The 22,137-nt window shown below is 51.6% G+C and carries 22 protein-coding genes and 1 other annotated feature; of the genes, 3 read left to right on the plus strand and 19 right to left on the minus strand.

Features of this window, described 5'->3' with window-relative positions:
* Position 1: 1 nt before the first annotated feature.
* Positions 2-1,333 carry a stage II sporulation protein P gene (spoIIP, locus tag AC0YN4_RS28455; protein ID WP_475837344.1) on the minus strand — a complete coding sequence of 444 codons (1,332 nt, stop codon included), beginning with the start codon at positions 1,331-1,333 and terminating at the stop codon, positions 2-4.
* Between the two features lie 234 nt (positions 1,334-1,567).
* Positions 1,568-2,575, minus strand: a complete 1,008-nt coding sequence (gpr, locus tag AC0YN4_RS28460; protein WP_475779128.1) for a GPR endopeptidase — start codon at positions 2,573-2,575, stop codon at positions 1,568-1,570.
* A 189-nt stretch (positions 2,576-2,764) separates the two neighbouring features.
* Here gpr and rpsT point away from each other — a divergent pair, with 189 nt between their 5' ends.
* A complete protein-coding gene (rpsT, locus tag AC0YN4_RS28465) occupies positions 2,765-3,037 on the plus strand; it encodes a 30S ribosomal protein S20 (RefSeq protein WP_090980003.1) in 273 nt (90 codons plus the stop codon).
* A 65-nt stretch (positions 3,038-3,102) separates the two neighbouring features.
* Here the strand turns inward: rpsT and holA are convergent, their stop codons facing one another.
* From holA to AC0YN4_RS28485, 4 genes are all read right to left on the minus strand, one after another.
* Positions 3,103-4,119, minus strand: coding sequence for a DNA polymerase III subunit delta (holA, locus tag AC0YN4_RS28470; RefSeq protein WP_475780068.1), 1,017 nt, complete (start codon positions 4,117-4,119; stop codon positions 3,103-3,105).
* A 253-nt stretch (positions 4,120-4,372) separates the two neighbouring features.
* Positions 4,373-5,500, minus strand: coding sequence for an anti-sigma factor family protein (locus tag AC0YN4_RS28475; protein WP_475779127.1), 1,128 nt, complete (start codon positions 5,498-5,500; stop codon positions 4,373-4,375).
* Positions 5,497-6,045, minus strand: coding sequence for an RNA polymerase sigma factor (locus AC0YN4_RS28480; RefSeq protein WP_475779126.1), 549 nt, complete (start codon positions 6,043-6,045; stop codon positions 5,497-5,499). Before AC0YN4_RS28480 ends, AC0YN4_RS28475 begins: the two co-directional genes overlap by 4 nt.
* 332 nt (positions 6,046-6,377) lie before the next feature.
* Positions 6,378-7,337 (minus strand): D-2-hydroxyacid dehydrogenase, encoded by a 960-nt coding sequence (locus tag AC0YN4_RS28485; protein WP_475779125.1) that lies wholly within the window; start codon positions 7,335-7,337, stop codon positions 6,378-6,380.
* A 149-nt stretch (positions 7,338-7,486) separates the two neighbouring features.
* Between AC0YN4_RS28485 and AC0YN4_RS28490 the strand changes: the two genes are divergently transcribed.
* Positions 7,487-7,804 carry a hypothetical protein gene (locus AC0YN4_RS28490; RefSeq protein WP_475779124.1) on the plus strand — a complete coding sequence of 106 codons (318 nt, stop codon included), beginning with the start codon at positions 7,487-7,489 and terminating at the stop codon, positions 7,802-7,804.
* A gap of 71 nt (positions 7,805-7,875) precedes the next feature.
* Here AC0YN4_RS28490 and AC0YN4_RS28495 read toward each other — a convergent pair whose 3' ends face one another.
* The 3 genes from AC0YN4_RS28495 to AC0YN4_RS28505 all read right to left on the minus strand — a co-directional run bounded on the left by AC0YN4_RS28495 (position 7,876) and on the right by AC0YN4_RS28505 (position 11,961).
* Positions 7,876-10,524 (minus strand): ComEC/Rec2 family competence protein, encoded by a 2,649-nt coding sequence (locus AC0YN4_RS28495; protein WP_475837345.1) that lies wholly within the window; start codon positions 10,522-10,524, stop codon positions 7,876-7,878.
* Positions 10,525-10,674: 150 nt separating this feature from the next.
* Positions 10,675-11,205, minus strand: coding sequence for a deoxycytidylate deaminase (locus tag AC0YN4_RS28500; RefSeq protein WP_475780067.1), 531 nt, complete (start codon positions 11,203-11,205; stop codon positions 10,675-10,677).
* A gap of 216 nt (positions 11,206-11,421) precedes the next feature.
* On the minus strand, positions 11,422-11,961 hold the full coding sequence (locus AC0YN4_RS28505; protein ID WP_475837346.1) for a ComEA family DNA-binding protein: 540 nt from the start codon (positions 11,959-11,961) through the stop codon (positions 11,422-11,424).
* Between the two features lie 177 nt (positions 11,962-12,138).
* Here AC0YN4_RS28505 and comER point away from each other — a divergent pair, with 177 nt between their 5' ends.
* Positions 12,139-12,978: a late competence protein ComER gene (gene comER, locus AC0YN4_RS28510; RefSeq protein WP_475837347.1), complete on the plus strand. Its 840-nt coding sequence runs from the start codon at positions 12,139-12,141 to the stop codon at positions 12,976-12,978.
* Positions 12,979-13,051: 73 nt separating this feature from the next.
* Here comER and leuS read toward each other — a convergent pair whose 3' ends face one another.
* The 10 genes from leuS to AC0YN4_RS28560 all read right to left on the minus strand — a co-directional run bounded on the left by leuS (position 13,052) and on the right by AC0YN4_RS28560 (position 22,108).
* Positions 13,052-15,496, minus strand: a complete 2,445-nt coding sequence (gene leuS / locus AC0YN4_RS28515; RefSeq protein WP_475837348.1) for a leucine--tRNA ligase — start codon at positions 15,494-15,496, stop codon at positions 13,052-13,054.
* 82 nt (positions 15,497-15,578) lie between these two features.
* Positions 15,579-15,809: a binding site (T-box leader), on the minus strand.
* Positions 15,810-15,877: 68 nt separating this feature from the next.
* Positions 15,878-16,639 carry a class I SAM-dependent DNA methyltransferase gene (locus AC0YN4_RS28520; RefSeq protein WP_475837349.1) on the minus strand — a complete coding sequence of 254 codons (762 nt, stop codon included), beginning with the start codon at positions 16,637-16,639 and terminating at the stop codon, positions 15,878-15,880.
* A gap of 2 nt (positions 16,640-16,641) precedes the next feature.
* Positions 16,642-17,580, minus strand: coding sequence for a CvfB family protein (locus AC0YN4_RS28525; RefSeq protein ID WP_475779118.1), 939 nt, complete (start codon positions 17,578-17,580; stop codon positions 16,642-16,644).
* Complete coding sequence (gene rsfS / locus AC0YN4_RS28530; RefSeq protein WP_475779117.1) at positions 17,577-17,924, minus strand: ribosome silencing factor; 348 nt, start codon at positions 17,922-17,924, stop codon at positions 17,577-17,579. The genes AC0YN4_RS28525 and rsfS overlap by 4 nt, the downstream gene beginning before the upstream one ends.
* Positions 17,921-18,496, minus strand: a complete 576-nt coding sequence (gene yqeK / locus AC0YN4_RS28535; protein WP_475837350.1) for a bis(5'-nucleosyl)-tetraphosphatase (symmetrical) YqeK — start codon at positions 18,494-18,496, stop codon at positions 17,921-17,923. The genes rsfS and yqeK overlap by 4 nt, the downstream gene beginning before the upstream one ends.
* Positions 18,486-19,073, minus strand: a complete 588-nt coding sequence (nadD, locus tag AC0YN4_RS28540) for a nicotinate-nucleotide adenylyltransferase (protein WP_475780066.1) — start codon at positions 19,071-19,073, stop codon at positions 18,486-18,488. The genes yqeK and nadD overlap by 11 nt, the downstream gene beginning before the upstream one ends.
* A 38-nt stretch (positions 19,074-19,111) precedes the next feature.
* Entirely contained in the window at positions 19,112-19,402 is a 291-nt protein-coding gene (gene yhbY, locus AC0YN4_RS28545) for a ribosome assembly RNA-binding protein YhbY (protein WP_090980029.1), read from the minus strand.
* Positions 19,403-19,527: 125 nt separating this feature from the next.
* Positions 19,528-20,388 carry a shikimate dehydrogenase gene (gene aroE / locus AC0YN4_RS28550; RefSeq protein ID WP_475837351.1) on the minus strand — a complete coding sequence of 287 codons (861 nt, stop codon included), beginning with the start codon at positions 20,386-20,388 and terminating at the stop codon, positions 19,528-19,530.
* Positions 20,389-20,432: 44 nt separating this feature from the next.
* The gene (gene yqeH, locus AC0YN4_RS28555; protein ID WP_475779114.1) at positions 20,433-21,557 is read right to left on the minus strand and encodes a ribosome biogenesis GTPase YqeH; all 1,125 of its coding nucleotides are present in this window, start codon (positions 21,555-21,557) and stop codon (positions 20,433-20,435) included.
* Entirely contained in the window at positions 21,554-22,108 is a 555-nt protein-coding gene (locus AC0YN4_RS28560; RefSeq protein WP_475837382.1) for a YqeG family HAD IIIA-type phosphatase, read from the minus strand. The genes yqeH and AC0YN4_RS28560 overlap by 4 nt, the downstream gene beginning before the upstream one ends.
* Between the last annotated feature and the right edge of the window lie 29 nt (positions 22,109-22,137).

A 22,137-nucleotide genomic window follows, 5' to 3' on the forward strand; every position in this document is an offset into this window, starting at 1 on the left:
ACTATTTGTTCAATTTCGATACCGGCGGTGCTGACACTTTCGCTGAATCCCAGTAGATATCTGAGATGATCTTCGCAAGCACATCAATGGTCCGATAGGATTCCTTGAGCGTGTTGTCGACTCCGCCAACTTCGATCAGAACGCTGTCCGGCGAGAGCGATTGATTATATTCCCCATTGCCGCTGGCAGTCGTTTTACCCAAAATCCCGCGCGACAGTCCCGGATATTTCTTCTCCAGCGCTTCATGCATACGGTTCGCCAATGCTTCATTCTGCTTCCAATTGGGATTGGCCAGCCCGATGATGAAGAAAACTTCTGCATAGGTTTCACCGTTTATGGTGATGGTCGTATTCTTCCGTCGCAGGGAATCTCGGTGAATATCGAAGAAGAATTGGAGATTGTTATTTTTGGCCATCGCATCGACGACCGTTTTCTTCGAATACTTATAGGATAGGAGCCAATTGTAGTTTTTAATCGCCGTTACATAATCCGTGGAAGATTGTTGTGCCCCAATGCCGCTTTTCTCCAGTTGAAAAGCAAGACGTTTGCCCAGCAGCGTAATGTTCTTCACGGGCGATTCGGCGTATTTCTTGCTGCTGATTTCCGGAAACCAGGATTCGCGGCTATGAGAATGGTAGATAAAAACGACCTTCTTACCCCCGGTTGTCGGAGTTGCCGGATTAACCGGCTCGACTTGCTCCGGATCTGAATCCGGCTTCGTATCACCCGGCGTCTTCACGGGCGTCGTCGGCTGTTCACCTGTTCCTGCCTCACTGTCATCAGGTTCGGTTTGATCGGGCTGCGTGTTGCCTGTTTCATGATCCGGCCTGCCCGAATCCGTAACCGGCAGACCCGATCCTTCACCGGTAACTTCCTCTTGGCCCGGAATCGAATCGTGATCTCCCGATTCAACAACTGCATCTGTACCTGTTCCCGGTCGCAGGATGACTGTCGTGTCGCCGCTCATTCCGGGATATTGGCTTGCCAGCAAGCTCCTCGGATCCTCCGGATTAATGTCGGTCAATAGCCGGAACAGAAACGTACTGATCTGTCTGCCGTTAATGGCTGTTCTCGGTGAACCGTCGCTTGTGCCCGGCAATTCCATCGACAGCATGTCTTTGAATAATCCGCCGGATACCGCTACCGCGAAACCTTTCATCGACGATACCGGCGATGACGCGGCGTTCTGATGCACAATCGCACCAATTCCTACTACAAGGACAAGGATCATCGATCCCAATGACAACAACGCAAAGGTACGGCCTGCTACTAGCAGCTGACGCAAACGCATGCTGCCTTTAGCAAGGTTCAGGGTCACAATCCATCGTTTCATTCCGTGTACTCCTCCCAGTTCCAATTGTGGCATTGGTTCATCGCGCACTAGGCTAGTATCACTTTATGAGGCAAGCCGATTTAATAGAACCGAAAGTTTAATAGAGTTTGGAGCATTGCTAGATTAGTAGAGTGATAGCAAATGAATAGAGTTGGTGAAGGATCATCGGACCACAAAAAAAGAAGAGCACCTGAGTGCCCTTCTCACGCAACGCGAGTGGCTCGATTCAATAACTTAGTGTGTATAAGCTGCTACATTCGACTTATCCACTGCCTCGTGCAGTGCAGCATTGAGCCCGCTGGCAACGATGTTGGCGATATCCTCAATGAACTGGTCGATTTCCTTGGGTGTTACGAGCAGATCATGGCCAAGAGGCCCGAGCGCTTCACGGACAAGCTGAAGCCGCTCATTCTCGTCAATCGAATCCAGCAAACCTAGGAAACCGTCCGCTTTGCCCGCCGCATGTTTCTTCAAATGCTCCCGCATAAGATCAATGCTGTTGCTGACAATTGTCGATGCATACAGCACGGTCGGAACACCGATCGCCACAACCGGCACTCCCAGAATTTCCTTCGTAATGCCGCGCCGCTTGTTCCCAATGCCTGAACCGGGATGAATACCGGTATCCGCAATTTGAATCGTCGTGTTTACCCGCTCAAGTGCTTTGGACGCCAGCGCATCAATCGCAATGATCAGATCCGGCTTCGAGCGATCTACGATTCCTTGTACGATGTCACTCGACTCAATGCCGGTTATCCCTAGCACACCAGGCGCAACCGCGCTTACATTTCGGTAGCCAGGCGCGACCTCGTTAGGCATCAGCTCGAAGAAGTGGCGCGTCACAAGCGCATTCTCAACGACAATCGGACCGAGTGCATCCGGCGTAACATTCCAGTTGCCAAGTCCGACGATTAAGACGTTCGCCGTCTTACTAATGCCAATCCGCAGAAGAAACTCCGCAAATTCCTGTGCCAGCTTCGTAGCCACGCGGTCTTGCAGCACGGTGTCCTGCTTGCGCAGCTCCGGCACTTCGAAGGTCACGTAGTGACCGATCATTTTGCCCATAATGCGGGAGCCTTCCTCAGTTGTTACTTCAAGTCTCGTGATGGTAATACCGTCATCCTCCGATACTTCGGAGAGAACACCGGGTACTGGACCGTTCCCTGCTGCCTCTGCATATTCCTTCGCTTCAAGCGCCAAATCGATCCCCACGTTAAACTCTTGCAGATCAAGCTCACTCATGTTATAAGGGCGCTCCTTCCATCCGTTTGTGTCTAGTTTGCGATAGAGAACCTCTAATTATGCGGTTACGGCCCGGAATACATGGATTCAGTCATGCGCGAGCTATTGCTTTTTGGTTTTGCCCGTGATACACTATGTCAAGTTGTGTTGTTACAAAGGGATTGTCCCTTTTTACAGGAGGTGAATGCAATGCCAAACATTAAATCCGCAGTCAAACGCGTTAAAACGATCGAGAAACGCCGCGCTTTGAACGCTTCGCAAAAATCAGCTCTTCGCACGGCCGTTAAAACTGCTGATCTAGCTGTTGTTGCTACTGATGTCGATGCTGCTAAAGCAGCTCTGATCAATGCTACAAAAAAGCTGGATAAAGCTGTAACTAAAGGCCTGATTCATAAAAATGCAGCTGCTCGCAAGAAGTCGCGCCTGGCTAAAAAGCTTAACGCACTTAGCGCACAAGCCTAATCAATCAAACGAAAGTCCTGCTCTTACGCCTTGTGCGTAAAAGCAGGACTTTTTTTATGTTCTTCTTATGCGGCAAGCGAGAGCAGGAACAGTTCCAGACCCAGCGTCTTATCAATACGACCTGTCTTCATGCCGTAATCCAGCTCTGCCAGCTTGTTCAGATGTTTGCCGAGCGTTTGAGTGGAGAACCGTTTGGCCTTCTCAGCGGCTAACTTGACGACGTAAGGATGCAAGCCCAGCTGCCCTGCCATCTGCTGAGGAGAATAATTATGCTGCTCCAGCTCCTTCACCTGCAGCATAATGCGAAATTGCCTCGCAATTAACGCTGCGATCTTAATGGGCTCCTCACGGCGCAGCAGCAGCTCTCCATATAATTTAAGCGCTCGGTCCACCTGCAGCGATGCCATAGCATCAATAAGCGCGAAGACGTCTTCTTCTACCGTCGAGGCAATCAACTGCTCGACATCACTGCTGCTGATGGAGCCGCCGCTGCCGGCATGTAAACAGAGCTTGTCCACTTCATGCGCCAGCTGCTGCATATTGGTCCCCGTGCGCGCCAGAAGCAGCTGTGCGGCATCACGGCTCATGCCACGACCCTGTTCCTCCGCTCGCTTAACCGTCCATTGCAGAAGCTCATTTTCTTGAAGCTCTTGGAACGGTATTAATGCATCCTGCTCCTTCAGCAGCTTCACAACCTTACGACGTTCATCCAGCTTCTCGGCCATCACCTGAAACACGATGACACTGCTCTCACAGGGCTGCTTCAAATAAGCGATCAGCGCGTCTGTCCCATGCTCAAGCTTGCCTTCTTTGCCTTGAGCCGCAGCGAGAACGGAGGAATCCCGAATAAGCACCAGCTTGCGCGATGCGAAGAAAGGCAATGTTTCGGCCTCTGCCACAGCCTCTTCTATAGGTGTTTCCGACGTATCGAATTTAACAAGACCAAGCTCTCGCTCTTCAGCCGGCAGCAGCTTGTCCGTCAAGGTCGACACAAACTGCCGCATGCGATATCTGTCTTTCCCGTACAGCACATAGACGGGGCGGATCGTTCCCGCTTTCAGTTCCTTCATGACATCCTTCATTTCCACGGCATATGTCCCCCTTTAAACCACCAACCCTACGATAGCGCCATTTTGCAAAAAACGCAACAAAGGGATGAAGTCAGCTTGCGACTCATCCCTTTGTCCCCGAACATCTATATAAACACTCGCTAGCAAACGGTCCATGGTACCGGCTGCGAATGGTCATACGACGTCAAGGTGCCGTCCTATGACTGGTTTCCTGCTCCCTACACCATACGCGAACATCCCGTAAAGTGTGCAATCAACCGCCATATTATTTAATAGATTGTACTTGTTGCTCGGTTGCTTTCTTGGGATCTACGGCATAAACCTGTTTAACCCCGTCGGCGTCCGCTGCCTCATACGTCAACACCGAACTGTCATCGGACCACTTCAAATTCGAAATGCCGGTACGTTTCACACCTTGGAAAATCATTAAGCTGTCTTGAACGGTGTAAATGCGAACGGTATCCTCCACAATAAAAGCTTGGTACATATCGTCCGGCGAGATTGGCGAAGCCATGATCATGCTGGAAGCCCCAAAATCAGTGCTCTTATTGTTTGCCGACGTATTCGCATTATCCGACTTGCTGTTATCTCTCCGATCCTCGGCAGCACTGTCCGTAGCAGCGGTATTACCGGAACCGGAACCCGAGTCAGAATCACTTGAACCGGATACCTCGTAGTTAGGTGACTGGCCCTTCACAGCAGGTGCTCCATCATCCGTATCGGTTGTGAGCGGAGGCATCGTTTCACCATTCGGATCCACGTTGCGGCTCTCTGACTTCATCAGCGGCTTCTCATCGGACACGGAAGCCAGCGGCGCGGCAGCTTCAGTCGTAATCTCATTGATTGTAGCTGCATCGTTCGTCGTCTCTTCCGACTGACTGATACTGGCTGAAGAATCGGCTGAAGATGTATTCTGAGCCGTATCATAAGTATTCGAAGAATCTGCGGCCATGTCCTTTGCTGAATCGTTCATCGAGCGGCTTGGGTCGTAGTTGACGATAAACAGTCCCGCTATGATACCTGCTGCTATAATGCCGCCAATTGCACGAATCGAGAATCGGTCCGTCCATCTTCTCTTCTCCGTGCTTGGCGCAATTCGTCTTGGCATTGCCGATTGGTTCACATCACGGTCTTGCATTGGAATATCGCCTTGAATGGTATCTTGAGCGACTTGAAGCTCTGCCAGTCGTGGCAGTATCGCATCCACTAAACTGTAGCTCGGCGTGACCCTCGGCAGGTTGGTTAGTCCGGAGGAAAGCAATTCAAGCCGTTCAAGCATGGCTGCACATTCCGGGCAATGCCGTGTATGAGTCATCAAGAATTCGGCTTCCTGCTCATCCAGATCGCCGTCAAGCTGCCTTTGCATATAGTCCATCACCTCTTGACAATTCATCCTCGGACACCCCCTCTCTGATAATCATGCAGGTATGTTTGCAGCTGTTGTCTTGCCCGGAATAAATAAGATTTGACCGTATTCAGCGGCAGATCAAGTGAATCGGCGATTTCGTTGTACGAGAAATCCTGCAAATAGCGAAGAACAACAACGGCCCGATGATGCTCAGGCAGTTTGTCGATCGCTTTGCGGATATCCTGCACAGCATAGGAAGTAAGAACTTCCTCCTCAACCGATTGATTATCCTTGAACACCATTTCATGCTCGTCAATGGACACAGTCGGTTTGGTTCGACGAAACTTATCGATACATATATTAGTGACAATCCGCTGTACCCAAGTTTTAAACTGGGCTTTCTCTTCATAGCTGCCGATTTTCGTATAAATACGAATAAGTGCTTCTTGAGCCGCATCCATCGCATCCTGCTCATTGCCTACAATATAATAGGCTGTCCGGTAAACATGATTCTCAATCTCGCGCAATAGAGAAATAAGAGCGTCGCCATCGCCGGCTTGTGCGGCTTTAATAAGGCCTGGCTCTACCACGGAGGATCCCCCCTTGCAACCTTTCAGACGGAAAGGTTCGTTATAATGTTGCACCAAGCCTAAACAATTCTTTATAAAAATTTAAGCTGTTGTCATAAAACCAAATGAAATGAAATGGACAAGTGCCGAAAAAGTGCGGATAATCGCCGTTTCTGGGCCGATCGGCACACATCTTACTACGAGAATTCATGGAGAACGATGCATTTCGCTTCAATTTTTGAGAAATCATGAAGGAAAACATACTATTCAAAATGATAGCAGAAAATAGAACAACCGTACACCCTACTAGAAATTACCAGCGGGAGTACGGCTATAGGACTACGTAACGAAAATCAGTATTGCGCTTGCCAGTCAACCAAGTTTCGGCAAGGTTTTCCATGAGCGCTGTAGTGCTTTAAGTTATCGAGCACGATCGATAATGCTCGATCCATATAATAAGGCGTATTGCCTGTTTCATGCGGGGTTAGAACAACATTCTCCATGTTCCACAGCGGATGCTCCCGCGGCAAGGGCTCCTGCTCAAATACATCAAGTCCCGCTCCCGCGATCCGTTCGAGCTGTAAGGCATCAACCAGGGCTGCTGTATCCGTTGTGCCGCCTCTGCCAATATTAATGTAAATCGCGGATGGCTTCATCACCGCAAACTGTTCCTTGCCTACGATATGCCTCGTTTGCGAAGTCAGCGGCAAGCAATTGACGATGTAATCGCTTTGTGCGAGAACTTCATTTAATTGTTCGATGGTGTACATACGATCTACCCATTCGGCCGGTTCGCCAGACTTGCGAACACCGAGCACGTTCATGCTGAACGCCTGAGCCAGCTTAGCCGTTTCAAGTCCAATCGCGCCGGTACCGAGTATAGCGATGGTTTTCCCATGTGCTTCCCCCATACGCTTCGACGGTTTCCATGTTTGCGTTTGCTGGTTGCGAATTGCGATATGTACGCTTCTTGTCAGGGAGAGCAGCATGGCAAAGATCGATTCCGATATCCCGTTCGGATGAACACCGGAAGCCTGCGTCAATGTGACGCCGAGCGATTGGAGCCGATCCAGCGGGATGTGGTCGACACCCGCACCTAAGTTTTGCAGCCACCGAAGTGGAATGTCCTCCGCATGAATGATTTTGAGCACATCGCGATTCCAGCCCAAAATCACTTCTGCCTTCATTAGAGCCGCTCTTGCTTCATCGGCGTCTAAGCCGCTAACTGATAAATAATCCAGACTTGGACAAGCCTGTTGTATGGCCTTCACCTGTACTTCGTCAAAAGGATGTACGGACACAATCGTTCCCATGCGATGATCCCCTTCCCAAACCGTTCTTTGCCACAGATTACCACCGCTCCGAAGTCGATGTCAAACGGATAAAGTTCGGGAAGGTTTGATTCTCAGCCCAATCTCAGTATAATATGAGGTAGACAAGCGCACGAAAGGAGTCCTCCACGATGACTAAGACCAGCAATTGGTTTGACGATTATTTGGACCTCTATAACTTTGCCAAGCAGCTCGGCGATCAGCAGTGGCAGGAAGAGCTGCTCGAAGCGATGCGTCACAAGGATGCATTGGACCGCGAAGAGGCTGTACGAAGTGCCAAAGAAGAGCTGTGGCATAAGTTCAATACGATCAACCATCAAATGATGGATCTGCTTGCACAAATGAAGCAGAGCAGCGATCCCGCCGAAGAAAGCACGATACGCGAGCTGATCGGAACCTTGAAGCTTCAGCGCATGGATTTGGCGAAGAAAATTAAATCGCTTCACTAATCGGTTAAATAGATACAAGACTAATTAAATACAAAATAAATGCGTTTCCCCGGTGCCTTGCAGCTTGTCTGCTAGGAGTCGGGGATTTTTTCTCTTCGGGTGATTGCTTGATCCGGGCTAATTCGAAATTGGATCTCGCCATTCCGATCCGTGCGGCTTGTTTGGATATTTGCACTCGCCAGCCGATCCATCACAACTTGAGCCGGATGACCGTAGGTGTTGGTTCTCCCGACGGAGACGACTGCCCACTTCGGCCTCCAATAGTTCAGCCACAGCTCGGAAGTCGAGGTTTTGCTGCCATGGTGGGAGATTTTCATGACGTCTATGAAGGGATTAAGCGGCGACGACGATTCAACATCATGGGATTGAAGCTGCTCCAAGAGCAGCTCCTCTTCTTGCACGTCGGCATCTCCTGCGAACAGGAACCTGCGGTTGTACAATTCAATGAGTAAAGCTGCGCTCTGCCCATTCTGCTCGTCTTCCTCCACGATAGCCTGGTCGGAGCCTGACGCCAAACCGAGCACTTGGATTGTTGTGCCGGAGTCGACCCGCCATTCCAAGCCCGTCGTACTCTTATAGAGCGGAATGTCCGCATCCACTGCTGTCCGCAGCAGCGTTACCGCATCCTCGGAAGCTTTCAATGTGCCGTTCCACATGATCGCCTTTACTTTGATCTCGCTTATCACCGCCTGCAGGCCTTTAATATGGTCGCTGTCGAGATGCGATAGGACGAGCAAATCCAGCTGGTGCACGCCTCGTTTCTGCAGCAGCGGCACGAGAAGCTTGCGGCCAACCTCATAGGGATCTTTTCGTATCCGCCAGGCCTCTTTATTGCCGAATTGAACGGCTCCTCCCCCATCAATTAGAATATGTTTTCCTTTCGCAGTACGAATCAAAATCGCATCGCCTTGGCCGACATCGATATAATCGACATACGCATGGCGGTCTCTGAAATCAGGGAAATAGGCCCATAATAGAAGAAAACTTAAGCCTGCGGCCGTGAGAGACAGCAGAACGAACCTTCTGCGGTGAGAATGCGGCGATTCGAATGAAGACATATCTATGAACGGGATTGCTTGCAGTTCTACCAGCTTATCCGAATCCGATCCTAAACCCGTTGACGAACTTGTTTCCGACTCTGGCTGCTGAAGACGCCGCTTCAACCTGCCAAGCCATACAAAACAGATCCATAACATGCCGTAGTAACTTACCACCCACCCGAGCGGCGGGGTTGCCCAAATCATTCGAAAGCTGTTCCAGCTGCTCAGCCTTGTAACAAATGCAAACGTCAATTCGTTGCCAATGGCTGTCACCTGCGACAGCAGCGAACCGGCAGGATGCCATAACGCACCGAGCAGCATCGAAGCGCCGCCAAGCGGCATGACGATGAAGCTGATGAAAGGAACAAGTACTAGGTTCGCGCCGATCGAGAGCAGATGTACCGCGTTGAAATAGTAGATGGTGACCGGTAGCGAAACGAGCTGTGCGACCACAGTGACCGTGAGCAAATCAAGTAGGGAGCGCGCCCACCAGCGCTTCCCGGCAGGCAAGCAGCCGCGCACAGGCGGCACGCCGAGAATGAGACCCGCCGTTACGAGAAACGACAGCTGAAAGCCGACGTTTCCGAGCATGTACGGGTCGAAGGCGAGCATGAGCAGCGCGGCGGCGGCCAGGAGGTGCAGCCCGTCGCCGAGCTTGTGCAGGCGGGCTGCACCTAGGCCGAGCACGGCCATAATGCCGGAGCGTACGACCGACGGCGAGGCTCCGGCGAGGAGCACGTACAGCGGCACCGCCGCCATGAGCAGCAGCAGCATGCGCTCCCGGGTCATTCGCGCTAAGCGCAGCAGGCCGCCGAGCATATAGAGGAACACGGCGACGTGCAGGCCGGATATGGCCAGGATGTGCGTGAGTCCCAGCTGCGCAAACCGGCGGTACACAGTGGGATCGAGATCGTCGCTTATGCCGAGGACGAGGCCTTTCATGTAACCGGACTGGAGGTCCGGATACAGCTTGTCCATTTGCGCCCCAAGCGCGGCGCGCACGTCATCGACATAACGGAGCAGCGCAGCAGCCGACCAGCGTGGTCCGGCGCTTATCTGCACCGAGGCAGCCCCATCCACGCTGAACTGCCAGTGGATGCGCTGGCTGTTCATATAACTGCGATAATCGAAGCCGCCGAAATTCGTGGCAGCCATAGGCGCGGACAGCTCACCGGCAGCCGACATTTGCTGCCCTCGCTTCCACGAAGCTGCCTTAACAAGCTCAGCCTCAGCCGCTAATCGTACTTGAACCTGCATTCCTTCACCGCCGAGCTGCACAGGACTGTTTCCTCCTCCGCCCTGCACAACCTCATCCACAGCAACGCGGAACCGAACCTGATCACCGTCAATCTCCACCGGTGAACTAATAATCCCTCTGATCTCCGCCCCGAACATGGCGGAGCCCACAGGAATAGCCTCATAAGCAAGAGCCTGCAGTTCTGGCAGCGCAGTGACATTCCGCGAATCCATCCATATCCGCTCTCCTGCAGCAGCCACATAAGCTGCCAAACATGCTGCGGCAAGCGGCCATGATGCACGTTTCAGCAGCCCCAGCGCGAGCATGGCAGCAAGCAACGCGGCAGCGGTCAAATAAACGCCGCTGTCCTTTAATCCCGCAGCTGCACTTGCTCCCAGCACCCAACACACCGTAAACCAGATGAGCGGTCTTCGCGCCATCATCCGCCCATCCCTCCTTCCACATCATGCAAACAACAAAAAACCTCCGCCCATACCCGCGAAAGCAGCCGATTAAGATCATCCACAGAGGACCACCACACAGCTCTCTTCCTTAGGCACAGTTCGAAGGTTCTTCCCCACTTGTGCTGTTGATTAACCAATCACATTCATACCTGCCTGAGCCGGCGGCTCATAAGCAGCAAGATTGCGAAATACAATCCCTTTCAAACTCATAAGTGAAGCTACCTTATCGCTGTCCTTGGCATATGCACGATGATATACAATCTCGCGCACACCGCTGTTAGCAAGCATATTCGCACAAGTCCAGCAAGGCTGATCCGTCACATAAACGGTCGAACGCTCACGGTCAATCCGATCTGTGAAGAGAAGCAAATTTTGCTCGGCATGAATCGTACGAATGCAGCGCTGCTTCTTCACCATTTGCTCGACCTCACCGACTTGCGTCATCTCAAACTCCTCAACGATCATGCAGCCATCCTCTGAGCAGTCCGCAACCCCCATAGGCGCGCCGTTATAAGCCGTACCAAGCAGCTTCTTTCCTTGTACCAACACAGTACCGACATGTCGGCGCGGACAACGTGAGCGGGTAGAAACCATATACGCAATATCCATAAAATAAGTATCCCAGTCTTTTCTGGCGCTGTCTTGAACCTCTTCTGCCATTTCTGTAGCTCTTCCTCCTTGTGCATCCATGCGATCTGCATCCGCAAGCTGCACGCTGATTCCTATCATGCAAAATATCATCTATGCCTCTCATACATTCCGGGGGCACAAGTACGGGCTTGGGAACGTATGATCATTAATAAGCGAATACTTACTGCCTTCTTCGTGCGTCAATAATAGCAATAACTTCCCGATATTTCTCTTATTGTCGCATAATCACGGATGGAGAACAATGGAAGATTTCATTTTCTCAAGCAGCTTGGGGCCTATGCCTTTCACGCGAAGCAGGTCGTCCGCGCTGCTATACAATCCGTTTTTCTCACGGTCCTCAATAATCGATTTGGCCTTGGCGGCCCCTATACCCGGAATCGCATCCAGCTCGCCAACCGTCGCGTGGTTGATATCAATCTTCCCGCCAGTCGTCTCGGATGAACGCACCTCTTCCTCCTTACCCACAACAGCCGGCTTTGCATCAGCAGATGCCGCTTCCGGTACTGTCTCTCTAATATTCGAGTTAACTGGTTGTGGAGCTGTCACCTCAGGTGCAGGCTTCACACTGTGCAATTGCTTGTCGGCTATTCGTTGCTCAAGCGGCTTTAATGCCAAATCCACCTCATCGTTAACCGAAACCCAGCCCGGCGGCTCCTCAGCCTTCGGATGTAAAATAGCTGTCACAGCCAATAGGATTGCGGCTAGAATCAAAACGAGAATCAGCAGCTTTTGCCAATCCAATCGGCCTGATTTGGTATGCAGCATACCAATACTCCCTCCCCGATTTAGAAAACTTTGTAATTTTTAACGTTATTGCTGGTCATGATGGCCTTGCTTCCCGGCATAACGTAGTAAGAGCACCACAACGACTTTATAGAGCCATTTACCCATTACTGTGTTAAAGCTGCGCTGATCGCCTTATAGCGCATAGGAGGGATTGCGATGAATGTCGGATTTATCGGGATTGGAAGCATGGGCAGCTTGCTCATCGATACGTTTATCGGATCGGGAGCCTTGAAGCCGTCGCAAATAACAGCCAGCAACCGCACTCTAGCAAAAGCAATCTGCTTAGCTGACCGCCATCCCGGTCTTCAGGCTGTCCCTTCGAACCGCGACGCCGTCATCGATCAGGATCTGATTTTTCTTTGTATCAAACCTATGGAGTTCAAGAACGTCATCGATCAAATTCGCGATGTCATCTTGCCGCAGCAGATTGTCATCTCGATCACAAGCCCGGTCATGATTGAGCAGTTGGAAGAGTCGCTTCCTTGCAAAATAGCGAAAGTCATTCCGAGCATCACAAACTATATGTGCAGCGGTGTATCCTTGTGTATGTTCGGCGACCGGATGACCGATGCCGATAAGAATCGCTTAAATCATCTGCTCTCATATATCAGCGAGCCAATGCCGGTCAGCGAGCAGCATACGCGCATCGTATCGGATTTATCCAGCTGCGGCCCAGCCATCATGTCGTACCTCCTTCAGCGCTTCATCGACGCAGCTGTAGAGGAAACCAACATCCCGCGTGAAGAGGCGCGTATCGTTGCCAGCGAAATGCTCTTAGGTACTGGGCAGCTCTTGACGGCAGGCGGCATGTCTCCGGAGGAACTGCAACGGCGTGTATCAGTGCCTGGCGGAATTACCGCACAAGCACTCGCGCTGCTCAATCGTGAGATGGACGGCGTGTTCAACCGACTTATTCGTGCAACACATGCCAAATACAACGAAGATTTAGAACGTGTGAAAGTATCCTTATACGGCAAAGAGGTGAACGGCCCTTAACGCATGCTTTGCGTTAAGAGGTCGCTCACCTCTTTCTTTATTATTGGTGAATTCGGATAAAACCCACGCCTAATTAGCCTACTACGATATTAACCAGCTTGCCTTTAACGACGATTAGCTTACGAACGGTCTTCCCGGCGATTGCTTCCGCGACCTTCTCGGACTCCTTCGCGATTCGCTCCATCTCTGCTTCTTCTGTATCCGCAGCAATAGAAATACGCTCTACGATCTTCCCGTTCACTTGTACGACGATTTCGACTTCTTGGTCAACCGTCAACGCTTCATCGAAAGTCGGCCATGCCGCATAAGACAAAACATCCGTACGGCCCAGCTTCGACCACAGCTCTTCCGCAATATGCGGCGCCAGCGGTGAAAGCATTTGAACAAAGCTCTCCATGGCTTCACGAGGCAAGGATTCCGCTTTGTAAGCATCATTGACGAAGATCATCAACTGGCTGATCGCCGTATTGAAGCGAAGGTTCTCGTAATCATCGGTGATCTTCTTCACGGTACGGTGCCAAGTACGTTTGAACGCCTCGGTAACTTCACCGCTGCCGCCGACTTTCTCGGCAAGCTCGCCGCTATCCGTTACGAACAAGCGCCATACGCGAGCCAAGAAGCGGTACATGCCTTCTACGCCGTTCGTGTTCCAAGGCTTCGTCGCTTCAAGCGGACCCATGAACATTTCGTACATGCGCAGGGTGTCTGCGCCGTATACGTTTACGATATCGTCCGGATTGATTACGTTGCCGCGTGATTTACTCATTTTCTCATTGTTGGTGCCCAAGATCATCCCTTGGTTGACGAGCTTGTGGAACGGCTCTTTGGTATCGACTACGCCGATATCGTAGAGCACTTTATGCCAGAAGCGTGCATACAGCAAGTGAAGCACGGCATGCTCAGCGCCGCCGATATACAAATCGACTGGAAGCCACTCGGCTTGCTTCTCTTTGGAGCACAGTTCCTTATCGTTATGCGGATCGATGAAGCGCAGGTAGTACCAGCAGCTGCCGGCCCATTGCGGCATCGTGTTCGTCTCGCGACGGGCACGCAAACCCGTTTCCGGATCGATTGTTTCTACCCACTCCGTTACATTCGCAAGCGGAGATTCGCCTGTACCCGATGGCTTGATTGCTTCAACATCAGGAAGCAGCAGCGGCAGTTGATCATCCGGTACCGGCTTCATTGTGCCGTCTTCCAAATGCAGAATCGGAATCGGCTCGCCCCAGTAGCGCTGACGGCTGAACAGCCAATCGCGAAGGCGGTACGTCACTTTTCCTTGACCTTTTCCTTCGGCTTCAAGCCATTCGATAGCGCGTGCAATCGCAGCTTCATTGCTGAGACCGTCCAGGAATCCGGAATTCACATGCGGACCGTCGCCTGCATAAGCTTCAGCCAGCACATCGCCGCCTTGAACAACTTCAACAATCGGCAGATCGAACTGCTTAGCGAATTCCCAGTCGCGTTGGTCATGTCCCGGAACGGCCATAATTGCACCCGTGCCATAACCGGCAAGGACGTAATCGGCAATCCAGATCGGAACAAGCGCACCGTTCACCGGATTGACTGCATAAGCACCCGTGAATACGCCGCTCTTGTCTTTATTCAGATCCGTACGTTCAAGATCGCTCTTGCGCGCGGCTGTCTCTTGATAATTCTTCACGGCAGCTTGCTGCGCAGAAGTTGTAATCACATCTACCAGCTCATGCTCCGGTGCAAGTACGCAATAGGACGCACCGAACAGGGTATCGGGACGTGTCGTAAATACGACAAGCGAAGCATCATGTCCGTCGATCGCGAATGTAACTTCCGCACCTTTGGATTTACCAATCCAGTTGCGCTGCATATCTTTAATGCTCTCGGTCCAATCCAGCTCTTCCAAATCTTCAAGCAAACGTTCCGCATATTCCGTAATCCGCAGCACCCATTGGCGCATCGGCTTGCGAATAACCGGATGGTTGCCGCGCTCGCTGAGGCCGTTGATCACTTCCTCATTGGCAAGAACCGTTCCAAGCGCCGGACACCAGTTAACAGGCACTTCAGCTACATACGCCAACCCTTTATTGAACAGCTGGATAAAGATCCATTGCGTCCACTTATAGTAATCCGGATCTGTTGTGCTGAACTCGCGGTCCCAATCGTAAGAGAAACCAAGCGATTTAATTTGACGGCGGAAATTGTTGATGTTCTTGACCGTAATCTCACGCGGATGCTCACCTGTATCCAGTGCATGCTGCTCAGCCGGTAAGCCGAATGCATCCCAGCCCATCGGATGAAGCACGTTATAGCCTCTCATCCTCTTATAACGCGAGACGATATCTGTTGCGGTATAACCTTCCGGATGGCCGACATGAAGTCCCGCTCCGGATGGATAAGGGAACATATCAAGCGCGTAGAATTTCGGTTTCCCTGCATCCTCGGTCGTCTTAAACGACTTGTTCTCATCCCAATGCTTCTGCCATTTCGGCTCAATGACTAAGGGGTTATACCCCTGCTGCTCTTGGCGTTCCTGTGTCATACGAATTGCCTCCCTATTCTCTCTTCCATGCCAAACCAGTCCTTATCAGAAAACAAAAAAAACTCCCGTCCCTAGCGACAACGCTAGGGACGGGAGACTATTCTCCCGTGGTACCACCCTAGTTAGCAAACGACATGCTTTGTCGCTGCTCACTCTTTGCCCTTAACGCAGGCGAAACGGCACGTTTACCACTGCAATCGTGTTCACGCGCGGCTCCAAGGCGAGTTCACTTCACGTTGGTCCGGCTTGCACCTACCGCCGGCTCTCTGTTCCAAACGCTGCTAAAGCTACTGCTCCTCTTCAACACCTAAATAGATAGTTCGATTATAATGAAGCGAATCCTGTCATGTCAAGGCATAGAACGCCCGGAATCGGTCATATTCACTTGATTGCCGCAAAAAACAGCCGTTCTGATTCCGAATCAGCCTCATTCATCGTAAAATCCGCAAATTGATCTACACGGCTGAAGCCTGCCATTAGCAGTGATTCCCGAATCCACTCCGCGTCATACGCCCGCTGGACGTGTATCTCCTCGATGCGAGAATAACTGTTGTCTCGCGAGCCGCTCTCCTGCGCAAATATCGTAAGCCGATGCTCGATTTCTACCCGCTCTTCATCAAGCTCGCACGTCCAGATGTAAGCCACATCCGGTTCATCGAGTACAAACGGCTGCTCCGCAGCATACCTGGCTAACGTCTTCGGCGCATGAACATCAAAGAGGAACAACCCCCCGGACTTCAAGCCCTCATAGGTGGCTTGGAAAGCAGCTTGAACTTCATCTTCCTCCGTCAGATAGTTGATACAATCGCAGAATGAGATGACGGAGTCGACCTGTTCGCCAATCTCCCACTCGGTCATATCCTGCTGAAGCCAAGTAATCGTGCCGCCGCTGCGTGAAGGTTCATCCCCCCATTTGCTTTGCCCAATAGTCAGCATATCGGAGGAAAGATCAATCGCGAAGACTTGGTGACCGCTTCGTGCCAGAGGAATCGCAATGCTTCCTGTTCCGCATCCCAGATCAACGACGGTCTTCGGCGTTCCGTACCGCGTCCAGCAATCCTCTGCAAACTTCAACCACTGCGGATACGGCATCTCTTCCATCAGCCTGTCATATACGGAGGCGAAATGCCGATAGGCTTCCATCTCTATTCCCCCGCGTCTTCCGAGGTTGCCGCAGAATGCGTCGTAACCGCCGCCGTCGCTGCTTGTTCAGTCAGCTTCGTCCAGCTTCCCTCTTGGACTACGAGTCCTTCGCGCATCAGCTTACCGATCGCTCGTTTGAACGCGCCTTTGCTGATGCCGAATTTCTCCTTAATGATCTCGGCTTGCGTTTCATCCGAATATGGCATTGCGCCTTTTGGACGCTCCTTCAAGAAGGCAAGAATCCGTTCCGAGTCTTCAACCCGACCCACTTCTTTACGCTGATTCATGGACAAATTCACACGTCCATCCTCGCGAACGAAAGTGACGCGTGCTTTTACACGCTCGCCGAGTCGAAGCAATCGAGTACGCTCTTCCGCAGGGATAAAGCCGTATGCGCCAAAACCGATAACGCCGCCGTCAATCATCACGAACGAGCCGATCTTAAGCGTCTTCGTTACCCAGCCCTCAACCCAGGTGTTATGCCAAGCTTGCGGCGCATGGAAGGCCAGCTCCGAGAGTTCTTCCTCGAAGGCTACCTTAGCAACAAGACGGCCGATTTTGTCATGGGCAAGAATGACGTGAACCTCGTCACCGCGTTTCGGTCGAAGCTCCTTTAGTTCCGGCTGCTCAGACAATGGCAGCAGAAGCTGACGGCCAAGGCCCATCTCGAGAAACGCACCGATTCGCGGATGAATATCCGCTATCGCGAGCCTCGCCACGGTGCCGAGCTGAATGAGAGGCGTCTTCATCGTTGCGGCAATGCGATCCTCCGAATCGAAGAACAGAAATACATCATAAGACTGTCCGATTTGCGGACGATGTCCGACAAGCTCGGTATAGTGCAGCAGCACTTCCGATTCGCCATCGGTCATGAAATAACCATAAGGCGAAACTTCTCGTGCCAGCTTAAGCTTCATCGTAGTACCGGCTATTAAACTCATGCGAATTCCACGACCTTCGCGTCGGACCATAGACGTTCGATATTGTAATATTCGCGTTCTTCGCGGTGGAACACATGGACGACAACATCACCGATGTCTACCAATATCCATCTTCCTGTATCCGCGCCTTCAATCCCGCGAACACGTACGCCGCGCGATTCCGCTTGTTTGCGAATTTCCGTTGTAATGGCTTGCACCTGCACGTCCGAATTCCCGTGACAGATAACAAAATAGTCCGCTACAAGCGAGATGTTCTTCAAGTCAAGCGCGATTACATTTTGCGCTTTCTTATCGTCAGCAGCCTTAACTACAAGCTTGAGCAGCTCGTCGGAATGAACCGTCATAGCCCCGCCTCCCGTATCTTTAGTAGTAAATCATTGCGCGCAGCAACTGTCAGCGGATAAATCCGTTTTCCCTGCTGCAGCAAATACGTAATCGTTGAATCAAAACCTGCAACAAGCGCGCGTTCCACGCTATGCTCTGCTAATTCCCGAATGGCTTGCACAGCGGGAAAATCGCGACCCGGCTCCATATAGTCAGCCAAACAGACGACCTTATCCAGCGAAGTCATCCCCTCGCGACCGGAGGTATGGTAACGAATCGCATCCAGAATTTCAAGGTCTGTGACACCATAATCGCGCTTGGCGACGAACGCTCCTACAGGCGCATGCCACAGTTCTTTATCAAACGCCAGTAAATCTGCGGGAAGCTCTTCTTCCCGAATGATCGCTTCCATGCGGGAGGTGGCCCAATATTTGGCGACATCATGCAGAATAGCTGCCTGCTCTGCCTTTATGGGATCGGCGCCAAACCGCTCAGCAAGTATAACGGAAGTCTCCATTACGCCAACTGTGTGTGTCCATCTCCGCTCCGGCATCTCGGCTTGTACCCTGGCAATCATCTCATCACGATTCATAGAGATTGTTCCTTCTGATGAACGAATATACCTTCTCCGGAACAAGGAATCGAATCGACCGACCCTGCGCACGGCGATTCCGGATATCTGTCGATGAGATACCAATCTGCGGCATCTCAATCATAGTCAGCCTCTCCTGCAGAAACGCGGGAAGTTCGTCTGCCTTCAGCTCTTCACCGGCTCTGCGTACACCGATAAAGCGAACCAGCGCTGCCAATTCTGCGATTTGATGCCACTGCGGCAAGTCATTGACGCGGTCCGAGCCGATGATAATGCTGAACTCCCTGCCGGGATACAGGTCCATGAGCGATTTGACGGTATCGATCGTGTAACTGGTGCCTTCGCGCTCCAGCTCAACGTCCATCCCGCGGAAATGAGGTTGGAAGTCAATGGCACGGTACACCATTTCCAGCCTAGTTTGTCCGTCAGCAAGAGGTCCGTTTTCTTTGAGAGGCGGATGACCGGCAGGAATAAACCATACCTCGTCCAGTCCGCAAGCTTCACGTGCCGATTCGGCAGCAAGCAAATGGCCATAATGAATGGGGTCGAACGTTCCGCCCATAAATCCCACTTTAATCAACGACATGACTCCTCTCGCCTTAGCCGAACCTGCCCTTAAGGAAGCTCGATTGTTTTGTTATCTTTCGATTCTTTGTACAATACGATTGTTTTGCCGATGACTTGAACAAGCTCGGAGCCGGATTCTTCCGCGATCCATTGGCCTACTTCTTTGGGGTCATCCATACAATTGTTCAGTACAGAGACTTTAATTAATTCACGAACCTCAATCGCTTCTTCGATGTGGCGAACGAGATGATCGTTTGTGCCGCCTTTGCCTACTTGGAAAATCGGCTGTAAATGATGCGCAAGCGAGCGCAAATGACGTTTTTGTTTACCTGTTAGCATGTGTGATTCCTTCTCTCGTCAAATTAGCTTGAAGTAAGAAGAAACGGCTGTCGCCATACTTTGGCGGCGCAGTAAGTTTCTTCTCGTTAAAAATATAAGCGAAGTATAAAAAACGATATACTTCCTTATATTTCGAGCAGCGCTTCCAGCACGGTCTCCCGCATCGCGGCAACCGGAGCCGGACTGCCCGTCCAATATTCAAAGGCGTATGCGCCTTGATAAATAAACATCCCTAGCCCGCCGTGAATGCGGCAGCCTCGTTCTTGCGCTTCCGCGAGAAATCTCGTCGTCAGCGGGTTATAAATCAAATCGCTCGCAACCGTATCCGGCTTCAACCAAGTACTGTCGATCGGTGTAGCCTCCACATTCGGATACATGCCAAGCGAAGTCGTATTAATAATGATATCATTCAAGCCGCAGGCTTCCTGCAACTCATCCTGTCCAATCGCGCGAATCGAAGGAACCAATGCTCGGAATGCAGCTGCAAGCTCTTCGGCACGAGCGACCGTACGGTTGGAGATCGTGATGGAGCCGACTCCTTCACGGGCCAGTGCATACAGAATGCCTCGTGTAGCGCCGCCTGCACCGATAATAAGCACATTCGCGCCGGTAAGATCCGACTTCGCCTCTTCTTTAAGCGACCGAACATAACCAAGACCGTCGGTATTGTAGCCTGTCAGATGACCGCCCGTATTCACGATCGTGTTCACAGCACCAATCGCCTTGGCGCTCTCGTCGATTTCATCGAGCAGAGGCATAATATCAAGCTTATGCGGAATCGTCACGTTAACGCCCCGAATCCCCATCGCACGTACCCCTGCTACGAAATCGCCAAGTCGGTCACCGGTAATATGAAAAGCGGTGTAAATGCCATTGATTCCGGTCTCACGAAATGCCCTGTTCATCATAATCGGCGATTTCGAATGCCGAATCGGATCCCCGATCACACTGTAGAGCACGGTATGGCTGTCCACTGCGTTGCCCATCCTTCTGTTCACTCTCCCCATGCAAGATGAATCGGCCTATTCGATTAGATCAGCGCATCACGCTGCAGCACTCGAATCCCCTTCGGTGCGAATACATCAACCAATGCGCCGCTGCTGCCATTGATATGAATCCAGCCCAGACCGGAGATAAACACATCCGTATCCGTGCCGCGTTTGATCGTCAACCGATGACGCGTCCACGCCGGCATTTCCTCTAGCTGCTCCTTAGAAGGAGGCGCGAGCATTTCGCCTTTATGTGTTTCGTACAGCTCGTCTGCACGCTCGAGTTTCGTCCGGTGCACCTGCAGCGCATTTGAGACATAGAGGGAGAAGGATTGACGATCCCCTTCTATGAAATCAAATCTCGCCAGTGCGCCGACAAACAAGGTCTGTCCCGCATTCAACTGGTAAACGAGCTGCTTAATCGGTTTATCCGGCAGCAAAGCGCCAAGCACCTCGCGCGGCACGATCTCTGTCATTCGGTGCGAATATACGATACCCGGTGTATCAATAATTTCATTCCCGTCATCCAGCGGGATATGAACCGCATCAAGCGTTGTGCCCGGGTAACGGGATGTTGTCAGCTCTCGCTCCAGATCGCTGTAGTCGCGAATCAGTCTATTGATTAGCGTCGACTTACCTACGTTAGTAGCGCCGACAACATACACATCCCGCTTCCCGCGATGTGTTCCGATGGCTTCGATAACGCGTTCAAAGCCGATATTGCGCTTCGCGGAGCAAAGCACGACATCGACAACCTTCAAGCCCTGCGCTTTCGTTTGCTTCTGCACCCAGTTAAGAATACGGTTCGGGTTGATACTCTTCGGCAATAGGTCAATCTTGTTCACGACCAGCAATACGGGATTGTTGCCCACGAATCGTTGCAAGCCGGAGATCAAGCTGCCCTCAAAATCAAACAAATCGACAATATGTACAACTAGGCTTTGCGTATTCGCAATCCCGCTTAGCAGCCGCAGAAAGTCGTCTTGATCCACAGCAATTGATGCTGCTTCATTATAGTTCTTGATTCGGAAGCATCTTTGGCAGATGGCCGGATCCTTAGCAAGCGCTGCTTGCGGAATGTACCCCAGCTTGTCCGATGATTCGGTTTGCAGCTTAACGCCGCAGCCCGCGCAAGCCAGTTTGTCTTCTTGATGGTAAGTAGTCATGATTTCTTATGTTCCTCCTCGGGCCATAGCCCTTTCTTCCGCAGACGGGACAGGGCAATGCGTTCCAGAAACCGATTGAAACGGGTCATGATTCCTTCATCATGTGGTGCGATTGGACGAACGAGAATTGTAAACAATCCCTTCCTTCTTCCGCCAAGCACATCTGTCATCATTTGATCACCGATTACGACCGTTTGCTCCGCAGACAATCCAAGCTCATTAAGCGCGCGAGTGAACGCCCTTCCGGCCGGCTTCCGGGCAGCATGAACGAACGGAATATTCAGCGGATCCGCGAACTTCCCGACACGTGTTTGATTATTGTTGGATACGATGACAACCTTGAAGCCAAGATTATCGCGCACATCGTCGAGCCATTGGACAAGCTCCGGCGTAGCCAGCGGTTCTCTTGCTCCCACGAGTGTGTTGTCGAGGTCTGTAATGATGCCTCTCATCCCTTGCTCTTTCAAGGCATGCAAATTGATATCATAAATGGTATTGACGCGCATGTGCGGCAACAGCCGTTCAAACATAGTTTCGACTCCCCTGCTTATCGCTATCACGCAAACTATACCATAATTAG

This window comes from Paenibacillus sp. J22R3, from assembly GCF_056269305.1.